The 15,434-nt window shown below is 63.8% G+C and carries 8 protein-coding genes; 3 read left to right on the top strand and 5 right to left on the bottom strand.

Annotated elements, in window-relative coordinates; all coding sequences use genetic code 11:
• Positions 1-95 precede the first annotated feature (95 nt).
• Positions 96-977 carry a PEP-CTERM sorting domain-containing protein gene (locus tag I41_RS13920; RefSeq protein ID WP_145433266.1) on the top strand — a complete coding sequence of 294 codons (882 nt, stop codon included), beginning with the start codon at positions 96-98 and terminating at the stop codon, positions 975-977.
• A 190-nt stretch (positions 978-1,167) separates the two neighbouring features.
• The gene (locus tag I41_RS13915; RefSeq protein WP_145433265.1) at positions 1,168-2,535 is read left to right on the top strand and encodes a hypothetical protein; all 1,368 of its coding nucleotides are present in this window, start codon (positions 1,168-1,170) and stop codon (positions 2,533-2,535) included.
• A gap of 163 nt (positions 2,536-2,698) precedes the next feature.
• On the opposite strand, the gene I41_RS13910 is transcribed toward I41_RS13915, so the two are convergent.
• The 4 genes from I41_RS13910 to I41_RS13895 form a co-directional block, all read right to left on the bottom strand.
• Complete coding sequence (locus tag I41_RS13910) at positions 2,699-4,003, bottom strand: DUF1552 domain-containing protein (RefSeq protein WP_145433264.1); 1,305 nt, start codon at positions 4,001-4,003, stop codon at positions 2,699-2,701.
• Positions 4,004-4,046: 43 nt separating this feature from the next.
• Entirely contained in the window at positions 4,047-8,288 is a 4,242-nt protein-coding gene (locus tag I41_RS13905; protein ID WP_145433263.1) for a DUF1592 domain-containing protein, read from the bottom strand.
• Between the two features lie 240 nt (positions 8,289-8,528).
• Positions 8,529-9,464 (bottom strand): sugar phosphate isomerase family, encoded by a 936-nt coding sequence (locus tag I41_RS13900; RefSeq protein ID WP_145433262.1) that lies wholly within the window; start codon positions 9,462-9,464, stop codon positions 8,529-8,531.
• Between the two features lie 125 nt (positions 9,465-9,589).
• Positions 9,590-12,577, bottom strand: a complete 2,988-nt coding sequence (locus tag I41_RS13895; RefSeq protein ID WP_145433261.1) for a PVC-type heme-binding CxxCH protein — start codon at positions 12,575-12,577, stop codon at positions 9,590-9,592.
• Positions 12,578-13,022: 445 nt separating this feature from the next.
• Here I41_RS13895 and I41_RS13890 point away from each other — a divergent pair, with 445 nt between their 5' ends.
• Positions 13,023-13,904, top strand: a complete 882-nt coding sequence (locus I41_RS13890) for a 3-keto-disaccharide hydrolase (RefSeq protein WP_145433260.1) — start codon at positions 13,023-13,025, stop codon at positions 13,902-13,904.
• Positions 13,905-14,009: 105 nt separating this feature from the next.
• Here I41_RS13890 and I41_RS13885 read toward each other — a convergent pair whose 3' ends face one another.
• Positions 14,010-15,176 carry a XylR family transcriptional regulator gene (locus tag I41_RS13885; RefSeq protein WP_145433259.1) on the bottom strand — a complete coding sequence of 389 codons (1,167 nt, stop codon included), beginning with the start codon at positions 15,174-15,176 and terminating at the stop codon, positions 14,010-14,012.
• Positions 15,177-15,434: the final 258 nt, after the last annotated feature.

Raw genomic sequence — 15,434 nt, 5'->3', positions numbered from 1 at the left:
AGCTGCGACGTTAGCTACCTGCGATGCCTCGCGGAGCGCACCGGTCGATGTGAATTGATATCGGCTTGCTTATCCGATTATAGGTGGAGCGACTAATGAAACACAACCTTTTCGCACTCACGCTGATGACGACAATGGCTTGCCCAGCGTTCTCTCCCTGGGCCACGGCCCAGGCGCTGCTCGGGCCTGGCGGTTACTCCGAGAACTTTGACTCGATGGGTGCCGCTGGCACGGTTGCGCCTGTTGGTTGGCAGATTCTTCAGCTCAATGGCGCGAGCGGCACGTTCATCAACAACACCGGCTCGAACTCCACTCCAGCCGTAGGCGCCATCCCAAATGGCGTTGCGGCGGCTGGCGGGGTCGTGGGCGGCGCCCTCACGGTGAACAACAATCCCACTGGCAATCAGGTCAACGGCTACAACGCCCTTGGCGCCAGCGGGGCGGCTCCAGATCGCGGTCTTGCCACCGCCCCCACGGGCATTGCCGCCAGCGTCATTCAGTTGTCCATCACCAACAATTCCGGAGTTCCCCAGAACTCGTTGTTGACCTCGTACGATATTCGCCGTTATCAAGTTGGCGCCGACAACGCGGGCAGGACCCCCGGCGCCGGCATTCCCGAAGGCTCCGATGAATTGCCTGGCTACTGGCTCTTCTACAGTCTCGATAACGGCGTGAACTTCACCGCGGTCGATGCGCTGATTCCGGTCGGCACCGGTCCGGCGACCAACCCCATCGTCCCCAATACGGTGGGCGTCACCAGCGTCGCCGGCGCGATCAATCTCGGCGGGCCGTTGAATGCGGGCGCTAATCTCATCCTTCGTTGGGTCGACGACAACGCCATTGATCCGTCGCCCGACCAAATCATTGGCCTCGACAACGTGACTCTGCGCGTCGTGCCGGAACCGTCGACGCTGGCGCTGGCGAGCGCGGCGCTTATGGCAATCGGATGCCAGATTCGCCGGCGGCGAGCGGCGTAACGAAGTTTGATTCGCATTCTCGCTGGAAGCGTCGCGGCCAATTCGAGGTAGCACCGCCATGTTCTCGCCTGCGATTGGTATTGTTCGCGCTCGATCGCGAACGTCTTGGAAAATTGTCGCGCTGATTTTACTAGCCACAGGCGGCGCGGTCTCTCGCCCGGTCCACGCGCTCGACGGCGGCCCGCTCCAAATGATCCCGCGCAACGGCTGGAAGGCCTTTGAGGTCATCTCCGTCGGCAACGACCCCATCAGCGATGGATTTAGCTATGCAATGCCCGGCACGTTTGACGGCTTAGGCGCCTGGATCTCCAGCCCGGGCACGCTCAGCGTGCCGATCAACCATGAGACCGGCGACGGTTCGATCAGCGAGGTCAATCTGAACGTCGCCGCCTTGAAAACGGCCATCGCCAATACGATCGGCGGCGGCTCTCCGGGCGTCAGTTTCGTCAGTTCCGCTCGTCAGGCCTACGGGCGCTGGAGCAACGACGGCGGCGTCTCCTGGATTCCTACGGTCGACGCCACGACAACGACGTTCGGACGCTTCTGCTCTGGGCAGTCGTACGAACCGGAAGAGTTCGGGCAGGGGCGGGGCTTCGCCGACAATGTTTACATTACCGGTGAGGAGGGGGGAACCAACCGGCTCTTTGCTCTTGACCTAGCCAATCGCGATTTCTACCGGATCAGCGGCTTGGCGGGTACCGCCCCGGGGGGAGTCGGCGGCATCCCGTTCGATTCCTGGGAGAACGCCGCGGCGCTCGACACGGGCGAAACCAACCACGTCGCACTCTTGCTGTCGCCCGATGGCGGCACGTCGCGGATGCAACTCTACATCGGCGAGAAAGGGAAAGATCGCTTCGGCGCCGCCTCTGGCGACTTCCTTGCCCGCAACGGCCTAGCTTACGGCAGTTACTATTACCTTAACGACGCCCTTCCCTCGAGCGGAATCTCGCTCGACGGCACGCTCGACGCCACCCCTGCCGGCGCCCTCGTCTCCAGCAAACTCGAAGACGTCGACACGAGCCCCGTCGATCCCACGAAGGTCGTCTTGGGCGACGAAGATTCAGGCGTCTTCACCTTCGACTTCAATCTCGATTTCAGCGGCGGCAGCTTCAACGCGGCCGCCTCCGGTTTTACGATCACCAAGATACACAATCACGCCAACGACCTCGACGGCGCCATTGGCGACGCCGACAACGTCGAGTGGACCGACGCCACCACGCTCGGCGGAACCTCGTATCCCGAGGGGCTGATCTTCGTCAACGAAGATAGTGGCACCGTTAACGGCGAAACGTGGATGAGTCGCCCCGACGGAAGCGGACTAACGTTGATTGCCGATAATATTGGCATCGCGACAGCCACCGAGAGCACCGGAGTGTTGGACGTCTCCGCGTTGGTCGGATACATGCCCGGCAGCATCATCCTCACCGCCAATCAAGGTTCCATCGCTTCTCTCACGGTGCTGATCAATCCTCAGGCCGCCGTTTCAATTCCCGAACCAGCTGGTTGGCTACTGATCTGCCTTGCCGCTGCTGGACAGTTCCGACGTTTTCGAGCCTGAGTGGAGGTCGCAAACGCTGGGAGGCGGCACTTGTTTGGTCGATTGCCTTCCCGCAAACACTGCGCATCATAAGTGAGCAGGCGCACATAGCGGTACGCCCGCCGCTGCGGCGTTAGCCACTTGCGACTCCGGAATCTTCGCGACGGGCAGCCGGTGCGAAAATTCAGACTTCTTCCAGCGCTCGCGTCGCGTCGCCGAATTGATCGAGTTCGACGCCCATCTTGTTCATGATCGAAAGATAGAGACGGCACATCTGCCGTTCGGGTTGTTCGCGATAGTCGAGCACGCGGCCCCCCTTCAACTTGCCGCCGGCGCCGCCGAGCATCACGACGGGAAGCTGCGTGGCGTCGTGGCTGCCGCTCATCATGCTGGAGCAGAAGAGGAGCATTGAATTGTCGAGCGCCGTTCGCGGGCCCTCCTGGATCGCATCGAGCTTGCGGGCGAGATAGGCGACCTGCTCGACGAAGAATTGATTCACCTTCAGCCAGTCGGCGTTGTCGGTATGCGAGAGGAGATGGTGGATCATGTAGTCGATGCCGAGATTCGGGAAGCGGAGCGACGAATGATCGTTGTTGAGCTTGAGCGTCGAAATGCGGGTCGTATCGGTCTGGAACCCGAGGACCAGGACGTCGATCATCAGCCGCATGTGGTCGGCGATGTTTTGCGGGATGCCTTCGGGCGGACGGGGGACGTTCGGCTTGTCGAGCGTGGGGCGCCAACCTTGCAGTTCGCCCTGCTGGCCCGCGCGTTCGATCCGCTGTTCAACGTCGCGCACGGAGTCGAGATACTCGTCGAGCTTGCGCTGGTCGGTCGCGCTGATGCCGCGGCGGAGATCCTGGGCGTCGGCCATGACGGCGTCGAGAACGCTGCGGTCGCCGCGGCTGACTTCATCCTTGAAGAGACGGTCGAAGGCGAGCGATGGATAGAGCTCCAGCGGCGTCGGCGTGGTCGGCGAGCTCCACGAGATGTGGGAGCTGTAGAGCATCGAGTAGTTCTTGTGAACCGAAGGGTTCGACTTCTCGCAGCCGAGGACGAGGCTCGGCACCTTCGTCGAGCGGCCGTAGCGCTCGGCCAGCAACTGGTCGACGCTGGTGCCTGATTGGATTTCGCCGCCGGAGGCGAGCGGGGCGCCGGAGAGGATGTTGCCGGTTTGCGAGCTGTGGATATTGCCCTTAAGGGCCTCGGCGTTGTAGAGGCCTTGGATGAAGAGCAGCCGCTGGCGGTAGTCGGCGAGCGGCGCGAGGACCTGGCCGAGTTCCATGTCGGCGCCTGCGCCCTTGGCCCACCATTCGCGGCCATGGAAACCGTTGCCGGCAAAGAGAACGGCGAGCCGCAGCGGGGCCTCGCTCGAGGGCTCGCGACCCGTCGGTTCGTCGCCCCAAACGTTGATCGACTCCAGCCAGGGCAAGGCCATGGTGACGCCGAGGCCGCGCAGCATCGTGCGGCGGGAGAAGCGGTGAATGGGCATGCGTCGCTCCGTGCGTTGGGTGAGGCGAGTTACGAGTTACGAGTTAGTTGCCGGCCGTGGCGTCGACGCCGCGGATTTCGCGGAACTGGCGGCTGAGGACAATCACTTCGATCGCAGCGCTAACGCGGTAGTCATTGGCGGCGAGCGCGGCTTCCATGTCGGCAAGCAACGGTTCGTCGGTGAGCAGCACGCCGCGGCCAAGGGCGAAGCCGAGAAGCTTCTTGCAGAACTGGCGGACGAACGCGCTGCGACGCGTCTCGACCAGATAGTTGCGGAGGCCGTCGACCCCATCAACTTTGGTCGAGTCGATTAATTCGCTGCGCGCGTCGATCGGCTGGCCGTTGAGGTCAGTCGATCGACGGCGGCCAATGGCGTCGTACGCTTCCAGCGCGAAGCCATACGGGTCGATGCGGCGATGGCAGCCCGCGCATTTGGGGTCGCTCACGTGGCGTTCGACCTGTTGCCGGACCGTGAGGTCGTCGCTGGCGCTCTGCTCGTCGGGGAGGGGCGGGACGCCGGCGGGAGGCTTGGGGAGGCGCTCGCCCAAGAGCACCTCGCTGATCCAAACGCCGCGGAGGATCGGGCTGGTGCGCGACGCGCCGGAGTTGGCGGCGAGCGTCGTCGCGTGGCTGAGAATGCCGCCGCGGCCAAACTGGCGGACGCCGTCGACGCGGCGCCACTGGGGACCGGTGACGTTGGGGATTTCGTAGTGGACGGCGAGCGCGTCGTTGAGGAACGTATGATCGGCGTCGAGAATCGAAAGGACCGAGCGGTCGTGCTGGAACAAGTCGGTGAAGAAGAGACGCGACTCCTCGGCCATCGCTCCGCGCAGCGCGGCGAACGCAGGGAAGTGGGTTTCGCTCTTCTCATCGTGGGCGGCGAAATCGCGGACGTGGAGCCATTGGCAGGCGAATTCGGACGACAGGCGGCTGATGCGATCGTCGGCGAGCATCCGGTGCAGCTGCTCGACGAGAATCGGCGGTTCGCTGAGCTGACCCGCCGCGGCGAGCGCGCGGAGCGTTTCGTCTGGAGTTGACGACCAGAGGAAATAGCTGAGGCGCGTGGCGAGTTCCCAGTCGGAGACGGGCGCACTCCCCTGCCCTGTCGCCGGCGATTCGAGCCGATAGAGGAACGCGGGCGACGCGAAGAGACGCGCGACCAATAGACGTGTCGCGGCTTCGTGATCGAGTTCTTCTGTGCGGAACTTGGCGTAAAGTTCGCGGAGTTGGGCGGATTCCGCCGCGGTGAGCGGCCGGCGATAGGCGCGGGCAGCGAACTCAACGACCGCGTTGACGTGCTGCGGTTCCGCCGCGAGGAGTTGCCGGCGAAACGCGGCCGCCTGAGCGTCGTACGGCTCCCTTAGCGGCAGGAACGCGGAAGGATCGGCGTCTTGCGTGGCGTACTCGATGAGTTGCGCCAAGGCGTCGACCTTCGTGAAGGCGTCCTGGCTGATAAAGTGGAGTTCGTTCCAAAGGCGATCGAGTTCGGCGCGCTCGGCGTCGCTGAGCATCAGCCGCGAGAGTTGGTCGTCTTCACGATGGTAGAGCGTGAGGGTCACCGCCTCGTCGACGGGGACGATCGTGGCGTAGCAGAGGGCGGCGGGGAAGAGTTGACGAAACGCTTCAACTTCGCCCTCAAGTTTGGAGCGAGCGGCGCTCGATTCGGTTGTCACTATTGGTGAATCGCTCGCTGGGCGGGCGAGCGTCGCGACGCGGGCTTGCACCGCGTCGCTGCCGGCGGCGCCCATGACGACGTCGAACTGGACGCTCCCCTCGCGGCCAAGTTCAGGATGGAGCGTTCCTTCGACGACGAATTCGCAGTTTGAGGCGAGCGCGGCGGGGAGGCGGACTTCGATGACGCTCAGAGCATTGACGGCGAGGCTTTCAGCATCGATGGGCTCGCCATTGGGCGCGCGGCCGAACGCGGCGGGGTCGAGGCCGATGACAGACGCCGTGTTTGAGCCTTCGGCTGGTGCTGTCGGTTGGGCTGTCTTCGAGTGAGAGGCGCCGCCAAGGAGTGGCCCGCGCCATGCGGTCAGGTCGCGGAAGAGCACCGCGTCGGGAGAGTCGCCGGCCGGGCCTTCTCGACTCGCCAGCAGCGCGGCCAACTGAGCGGCGAGCGCCCCGCGTTCATCGTCGCTGGCAGCGGCGCGCCAGCGCTCGACGAGCGAGCCGGAGGGAATCAGGTTCGTTGAGTCGTCAGGTATCTCCGCTTCGGCGGTGAAGTGCCAGACGTTCGCGTGGCCGAGTCGATCAGCGTGGGGATTGCCGGCGGTGACGTCGGCGGCAACGTCTTCGGCCAAGTTCCAGCGTTCGGCGGCATTCGCCTCGTTGAAGATCGTGAGATTGATGTTCGTCAGATCGCAGGAATGGTCGCCGTCACGGGGGCCGATGGTGAGGATAAGCTGATCGCCAAGTTGCACGTCGAGCGGCTCCGGGACGGACACGTTGTTGGCGGCTGATCCCTGAGCAATGCCGGCGGCGAGGCGTTGCCGCACGCGGCCGCGGAGATGTTCGAGACGCCAGGTGACGCCGTTGCCGCAGGCTGGGTGGGCGTGAGTCACGGCGGCGGTAACGACCATACGGCCCGCGACCGGCGCCTGCCAGACGAGTGTGGCGCGCGCTGTTGGCCCTGGGTGGACGACGAAATTGCGCGGCGGCAACAGGCCGGGGATGTGGAGTTCTTGGTCGGAGGAGTTGGCGACGAACTGGGGAAACTCGGCGCCCTTCCAACCGGCGGCGGCGGGGTAGCCGCCGACGTTTTCGAGTTTAGCCGACAGATGACCGGTGACGCCGATCGGTTGGATCAGGCCGATGCCGAGGTAGTCGAGCCAGGCTTGGAGGTCGGCGGCGTCGACGGCATGGCGCTTCGCAAGTTCGGCGAGGTCGACGCTGCCGGCGAGGGCTTCTGCTTCGGCCGCGGCCGCGAGGCAGGCGGACGTCGTAGCCGCGATTCGTTGACGGCGCTGCTCCATTTGCGCCACCGTCTGCCGCACGTCGCGGAGCGGCAAGTCGGCGCGGCCAGGGATGGCGAGTCGAGGGCGATTCCAAACGGCGACGTCATGCTCGGCGTTGTCGCCGGCGGCGCTCGTGATGAGGCTGAAGACGACTTCGTCGGCCCCTGGCTGAGCGACGAGTTGGCGGCGAATCTCGTGCCGCGACGTGAGCGGGCTGACGGCTTCCTGCCAACTCCTCGGACCGCCGACCTTGCCGATGTGCCCGACGATGTTGAATTTCCACAGCTTCTCTTGCCAACGGTGGATCAGTGCAGCGAGCGAGGCGACTGTGGGTGGATCGCCTGCTTGCGCCGATCGCCACGGACCACGAATCTCGTCGAGCAGCAGCGAAGGGTCTTCAGCAGTGAGCGCGGACCAAAGGGCGCCCAAGTATTTGGGGCTCAAGTTGCCCTGCGCGGCGACCTCGGCCAGCGTGACGCTGCCGGTGGTGAGCGCATCGCGATGATCGATGAGAGCGGCGAAGTATTTTTCGACTGGCAGCCGCCCCCCTTCGTTGGACTTGAAGATGACGCCTTGCACGTTCACCTGATCGCCGCCGCCGGCGTCCGCATACTTCGCGTAGAGACGCCGGATCGCGGCGAGGCGCTCGGCCGTCCAGTCGCTGCGCGTCGTCTTGGGCGAGAATCCGATCCCGTCCGGGAGCAGCACCGCGTGGGCCGCGATCTCTTTGGCGGCGTCGAGATACTTCGTCGCCAGCGCCGGCGACATCGCCAGCGCATTGCCGACGTTGGTGAATCCTTCGCCCGCGGCGCCGTCGACCGGGAACTCACGGCCGGGGTCGAGCGAGCCGACGCCGGTGAGATCGCGGACGGTATAGGCGTACTCGGCATTACAGAGACGACGAAGCACGACCGGGCCGGGGTCTCCGGCGTCCTTTTTCGACTGCAACGTGAGATAGTCGTGCAGCCACTCGAGAATGGCTGCACGATCGCCGTCGGTCGGTTGCGGGGCGTCGACGGGGGGCATGATGCCGCCGTGGATCATTTCATCGGCTAGCTTCCATTGCTGGGTTTCAGTCTCGGCGGCAGCCCAGGTCGACAGCCGCGAAAAATCGAGATCGCCCTCGGCGAGATCGGCGTTGTGGCAGTCGTGGCAGTACTGCGCCAGCAATGGCTGGATTGTCGACTCATAGCGAGTCGGCAAGTCGGACGGCGCGGCTGCGAGTGCGGATTCCGTTGTCCACCAAAGCGCGTTCGATAACGAGAAGGCGAGCGCCGCCAGCGGACCGACGAGAGGCCTGCCGACGCGATGTGCCCAGGGAGCCGCCATGTGCGTACGCTCGCGGAGGAGTAGTTCAAGTCGCGAACCGCGGCGGCAAGTGCAGCCTCGTCGTTCGCAATGCGAAAAGAGGCCGTCGGGAGACGCAGCGCGGACTCGGCGCCCGGCGTGGGGCGCTCACCGATTATAACACGATCGAACGGGGCCCGTCGCCAGGGCGAATACGGCGGCGCCGCGCACCGATTGCGCACCGAGACGCGCGCACCGCTTGAAACAAACCCGAAAGAGGGCTCAATGCATTTCCGCCGCCACGGCGCCGAGGCCGGGACGGTAGTAGTGGAAATGAACGTCGGGATGATCGGCCAGCAGCGACATTGGCACCGACGTGTCGGGGATGCGTTTGGCAATCATGAGGGCCGTGAGCCGCTGGCCGAATGGATTGTCGTGGCGGCCGGCCTGCCAGATGCTCACGCGCTCCGACTTCCAGGTTTCGACGGGGCCCACGGTGCAGGCCGACGTCGGCACGCTGGCGACCTGACCGCCCCCGCTGGTGCGAGCGTTTTGAATGACGGTCATCGGGTGAAGCGCGACGACTCGGGCGCCGAGCTTGCGATACTCGGCCGGGCTCGGCGGCTGGTCCTTCCACTTGCCGGTCCGTTGCGGCGGATCGTTGAAGGCCCAGTGCTTCACTTCGCCCTGTCCTCCCTGCATGACGACGCAACGCGCCCGATCGAAACTGTCGCTAAACGCTTGGAGATCGCCCGTGGGAAAATGGATGTTCTCGCGACGAGGTCGCAGCTTACGATCGATGCGATTGAAGCACAGCTCCATATCGGCGCGGGCAAAGCTGAGCGGGTGGTCGGCAGCAACCGGGCGCCCGTCCTCGACCCATTCGTCCATGCCCCAGAAGTGGGCATCGAGCTTGGCCAGGTTGATTTCCAACGAATTGACGATGCGTGCCACTAGCGGCAGCTGCTCGGTCGGCCCGATCGGGCCGCACACGCCCGCGGGATTGTCGGACGAGCTCTGCCGCCAGGCTTCAACGTATTCAAGAGCTTCGGCCAGGTAGAATTCTTCGAGCGTGTCGTAGAAATGTATCTTGAAGCCGGGCCGCGCTAGGCTTTTCAACGAGCGTTCGTTAAGTCGCCCCGCCTCGCGGAGGACCTCCGGATCGAGAGTGGTGTAGTCCCACCAGCCGGGGGCGACCTTGCTCAATGGACGAGTCATGCAGGCTTCCGGAGCTTGGTCGCGGCGAAGTTTAAGTGGCGGCGTGGTTAGTGAGTGCATAGTGATATCAGGAATTGGCGGCACGATCAAAGGGCAAGTGGCAACGCAACGAGCTCCCATGGATTTCAGGGAAGCGACGCCGCGTTCGCGTGGTCGTCGGTGCGGTTCCCCCGCAGCTCCGCGGCATGTCGCCAGGTCTTCAGAAATGCCAGCAGATCGGCCATTTGTTGCGGATCGATCTGCCGTTCGAGTCCCACGGGCATTAATGAATTGCCGCTGGCGAGCGACTGGAGATCTTCACGGAGGATAGCGACTGACTTGCCATCGGCGCCGAGTAGGACGAGGCCGTTTTCCGTTTCTGATTTGATAAGCCCTTGATGACTGACGCCGTCGACTGTCAAAGCGACATAGTTGACAAAATTCGCGTCGACAGCGCGATTGGGATCGAGGATGTCGGTGAGGAGTTGGGCGGACGTTTTCATCGACGCGTCCCCGATGTCGGGGCCGATGGCCGTGCCTTCGTCCCCGATGCGATGGCAACTCGCGCAATTCCCCAGATAGACCGCATGCCCCCGTTCGGCGTCGCCGCTGAGCTGCAAGGCGGGCTGATACCGGCCGACAACCTCTTCGCGATCCTTGAACTCGCTGCCGAAGAGACGCTCCGCCTCGGTCCGCACCACGGGGTCGGGAGATTGCATCAGTTGGAGGCGTCGGGCAGGGTCGACGTCGCTGGCGGCGATTTGCTCGGTCGCGACCGCATGCAGCAACTTTGCGGTCCACTCCCGGCGCGATGAGAGCAATTCAACCGTCGCGCGACGAACGGTCGGAAGCTGGCTGGGGACATGCGCCAGGAGGGCGTCGGCAAGTTCGGGGGCCGTCTGCGATCGGAGCGCGGCGATCGCAGACGCCTGGATCGGCGTCGACGCATCGGCGGCCAATAGTTCGAGCAACCTTTCCCCAACCGCGGGCCGCGCGTCGAGCTGCAGCAGCGGGGCCTCGGCGATCCGCGCGCTCTCGGCGATGCTGCCGTCGCAAATCCGGGCCAGCGATTCATCGAACAGGTTCTGAATCGCGCAATGAGCGGTCGGAGCCGACGTGTAGAGTGCTTCCAGAACCGAAACGAGCGACATTCCGCGCTGCTGCAACGCGTCCTGGGCCGCCAGGAGCAGCGCCCGCGAGGTCTGTCGGTCGACGCGGTCGAAGGAGCTGAGCACAACCGGCAACTGTTGACCCTGATCCTGAGCAACCACCGCGGCCATTAGCTCGCGAGCCAGCGCAGGAGTGAATTCGACGCGTACGTCGGGCGCAAGTAATTCGGAGAGTAATGCCCCCGCCTGTTCGCGCGACGCCAGCGCCACGGCGCGGCAGGTCCAGTCATCGCCGGCGCCCTTCAGGGCAATTTCCCGCAAGGCCGCGACGGTCTGCAGCGACGGCAGGACCATCGAAGTCAGCGCCGTTTGGTATCGGACGCGCGGGTCAGGGTCGACGGCGAGTTCCAGCGCCTCGGTCGCCAACGCGGCGGAAGTGGCGAGATGCGGTTCAGCCAGCCGCAGTCCTAGCGCACGAATTTCGGGCGCCCCATCGCGGAGCATCGTGGAAATCGCGTCGGGCTTCAGGCCGCTGAGGGCATCGAGCGTGGAGAAGGCCAGCCAGCGGGCGCTCGTTGTGTCGGCGCTCGCGGCGGCCCGTTGCAGAGGCGCGACGACGGCGGCGCCTCCAAGTTCCAGCAGCAGGCGCGCTGCCGTCTCCCGGCGCCAGCTATTGGGATGACTAAGCAAACCGGTTAGTTTTTCGGGATCGGCCTCGATGGTAACTTCCCGGTCTGGCGAAGTCGCCGACGCCCCATCGGCGAGGATGCGGTAGATGCGTCCTCGGTCGATGCCTTTGAGCAGATCGGGGCGACCACGCAGCTCAGGCGTCATCCACTCGGGGTGTTCGATGACGGCACGGTACATGTCGACGACGTATAGCGCACCGTCAGGACCATCGGCCAGATTCACCGGGCGGAACCACTCGTCCGCGGCGGTGAGAAACTCGGCATCTTGTTCAGCGGAGCTGGCGCGCATGACGGAGCCACAGGGCGTCACGATCTCGCGGTGGACGACATTCGCGGTCGGCTCGCAGATAAACGCATTGCCGTAAGCGCTCGTCGGCAGCCCATCGCCGCGATAAATGTCGACGCCGCAAGCGGCGGTGAATTGTCCGGCATGCTGCGCCGAAGTTGTCAGCGCCCTACTCCGCGCGAAGATACGAGAGTCAGCGCCAGCGGCGGCAGCGTCTTGGACGACGGCGGGAAGTATCAGCGCCGGGTTGAGGTCTTGATAGCGCTGTTCGATCATTACCTCAATCAACGGATTGCGGTTGCTGCAGGTAAAGCGGCGACCGTAGTCGTCAATCGCGAGGCCAAATTGTCCGTTGCCGCTGACGGCCCGGAACTCACCCGTGCGGGGATTGAACGCGAAATCACGTCCATTGATCGAGATCGGTGCATCGGCGGGGCGACGGACGTTCTCGATCGTCCCGCCGCGCAATCCGCCGGCGACATAGATAAGCCCATCGGCGGCAAGGGTGGGATGGTTGGCGCGAAGTTGCTCGTTGTGGGTCGCGAAGCCGCGATACCATGTTTCGTGCCGATCGGCGCGACTATCGTGATCGTCGTCAGGAAAATACGCGATCTCGCCGGCGAGGGTGACGAAGGCGCCGCTCCCCCAGAGTTGCAAGCCGGTGGGAAACAACAGACCGTCGGCAAACGTGCTGGCTGACTCGAACCGGCCGTCGCGATTCTTGTCTTCCAGGATGCGAATGCGCGACGATGGCGGCGCCCCCGCGGCGAGCAGCGGATAGTCGCGCATCTCGACGACCCAGAGTCGGCCTTGCGGGTCGAACGCCATGGCGACCGGGTCGACGATCTCGGGCTCAGCGGCGACCAATTCGATGCGATATCCTGGCGGCAGCGCGAAGTCGGCAAGTGCCGCGACGGGCTCCAGTGGTTCGCTCGCTGCGATCGCTGTCGTCCAGAGGGCAGCCCAGAACCCTACAAGCAGTGCCGCGGCAGTCGCCGCAATGTGTCGAAGGCAGCGCGAACTTACGATCAACTCTTCGGACTGAAGCATCGTTGCCGGGCAGCGACCCGAATGTTCGCCTCCTTGACCATCAACGGTTCGAGGAGAGTGGCGGTTACGAGGCGCTGTACTCGGCGGATTATCGACGGTTGACTTCACGGCGCGCGACAATGTCGATTCTCGCTGGGCAGCGCTCAGTTCGGAGTGATTTCGATCGTGCGAATTGACGAAAGCGCTTGTTGCAGCTCAGTCTACTCGCGACCAGACGCGAAAGCAGAAAACCAGGGTTGCAATATATTGCAAATCGTTTCTGACTTCCCGCCGAGCGAAGATTACCGAGTATGCTGCGTAAGGGCCAGCTCCGGCGACGCCGCTGCACCGTGACGGCGACGTAGACGTCAATCGTGCGACGCTAACGATCGCGGCGCCAGTCGACGTCCTAGGAGTGTGGTGCAAACTGGTCGAACGAAGAATGATCTAAACTGAAAGTGATGATATGTATTGGTATCCGCACATCCCCTTGACGTTGCTGATTGCTTGCGGCGCGCTCGTCTCGCAACATGCCTTGCACGCCGAACAGCCGACGACCAGCAGTCGCGAGGCGATCAAGCCGACCGATCGTCCGATCGTGCTGTTCGACGGCAAGACGTTGGGCGACTGCTACACGTGGCTCAAGGACTCGCAACTGGAAGATCCGAAGCGCGTCTTTCGCGTGGACGATGGATTGCTTCATGTGACCGGCGATGGGCTGGGAGGGCTCGTCACGAACAAGTCATACCGCGACTATCACCTGGTGCTGGAATACAAATGGGGGGAGAAGACGTGGCATGACCGCGCCGACGCGGCACGCGATTCAGGACTGCTGATTCACAGTAATGGCGTGAACGGCGGCTACAGCGGCATTTGGAAACCGTCGCTCGAAGTGCAAATCATCGAAGGAGGCGTCGGGGATTTCGTTTTCGTGAACGGCAATGACGAGCAGGGCGAGCCGATTCCCATGTCATTGACGGCGCATGTGACGCACGACCGCGACGATGAAGTCGTCTGGAACGAGGAGGGACCGGAAGCCACCTACGGCAACGCTGACCGGCGTCGCATCAATTGGAAGGACCGTGACCCCGATTGGGAGGATCTGAAAGGCTTTCGCGGCCCCAAGGACGTTGAGAGCCCGGGCCAGGAGTGGACGCGGATCGACGTGTTCGCCGACGGCGATCGCATCACGACCTTCGTCAACGGCGTCAAGGTGAACGAGGCATACAACGCTTCGCCGAGGGAGGGTCAGATTCAGCTGCAAACGGAATTGGCCGAGGTGTTTTTTCGTCGCTGGGAGCTCTATCCGTTAGGCAGCGGGCCAACGCCAGCGCCGGCAGAGCAATGAGCGGCGGGGCCATTACGCAGGCCGACGCGAGCGGGCCAGTGCGCCCAGAGCGGTACGCCGCTGGCGCAGCGGCGGCTCATTCCCACGCCGCCGGCGGCACGGGCGCTATTTCAGCGCGCTCTTGCGGATTTCGCCGGGCGTCTGCCCCGTCGCATTGCGTATGACGGCGGTAAAGTATTGCACTGATGAAATACCGACTCGTTGCACCACTTCTTTGATCGGCAAGTTGGTGGTGATCAACAGCCGCTGCGCCGCTTCGACTTGGATGCGGCGAATCTCTGCATGGATCGTGCGGCCGATCGCCTCGCGAAAGCGGCTTTCAAGCGTCGAACGCGACAGGCGGGCCATCTCCAGCACGTCGCTCACATGAATCGGCTTGCAGGCGTTCTCGCGAATGAACTCGAGGGCTCCAGCGACGTCGGGATCAGCTACCGCCGTGACGTCGGTGGACTGTCGCGTGACGACCTGCTCGGGCGGAATCGATGCTTGGCATTGCGATAGTTCCCGCCCCTGCATCAGTTGATCGAGCATTGCCGCCGCCTCGAAGCCGACGCGGAGCGCGCCCTGCTCGATGCTGGAGAGGGGGGGCCGCGTCAGTTCGCACATCAGATCGTCATTGTCGACGCCCAGAATCGCGACGTCGTCCGGGACGCGCAGGCCTACGGCGCGACACGCTTGCAGCACGTGACGGGCGCGGCCGTCGTGGCAAGCCATGAGGCCGGTCGGCGTGCTGATCTTCGTGAGCCAATCCTGCAGCGCGAGTTGCGACTGACGCCACTGCTTGGCGGGACTATGTCGACCCGAAAAGACTTCGCATGGAAAGCTGGCCTCCTTGATGGTCGCCACGAATGCCTCTTCGCGCTCCTTCGCCCAGCCGTTGTACTTTGTGGGCGGTTCGCTGCAGAAAGCGAACCGCCGGAATCCCAGGTTCAACAGGTACTTGGCGCCCATCCGCGCGATCGCACGATTGTCAGTGCGAACGTACGGGATGTGAGGGTTCTCTTCGTAGTAACCGTAGCCGCCGCCGATGCCGACGACGGGAATCCCCAGACTAGTGACCGCGGCAGCGATGCGGTGGTCATCCAAGTTCGCCAAGATGCCGTCCCCTCCCCAGGCCCGGAGATCGGGCAGGCGATCGACCAAATCCTCTTCGACATACAGCGACCACTCGCGCCGCGCGCGATGAACGTACTCGGCAACGCCACGCACGATCCGACGGTCGTAGGGCGAACCGGGATCGATGATGAGCGCGACTTCGAACTGCTGCGACATTTGACACGACTCGGCGAAATCTGGGCGGCAAGGTCACCGTGCGCCACCCCTGAGGCTCCTGTCAAATGTTAGCATAGAGTTACAATATTTTACAGCGCGGCGCAGCCGTGTGGATGAGTTCGCGACCAACCCATTAGCTAGTTTCGCCCTGGAGCGAGGTGAAAACGTCTCGACTCAAAAATACTTGAATGGGGCCCTGCTTCGCACGTCGTTGAGGTCGGCGCGAGAGCCGGTAGCGAGGCTGAACTCGCCCGCCGC

Source organism: Lacipirellula limnantheis, from assembly GCF_007746075.1.
GTDB classification, from domain to species: domain Bacteria; phylum Planctomycetota; class Planctomycetia; order Pirellulales; family Lacipirellulaceae; genus Lacipirellula; species Lacipirellula limnantheis.
The sequence above is the reverse complement of the archived record's forward strand: the minus strand, read 5'-3'. Positions and strand labels throughout refer to the sequence as shown.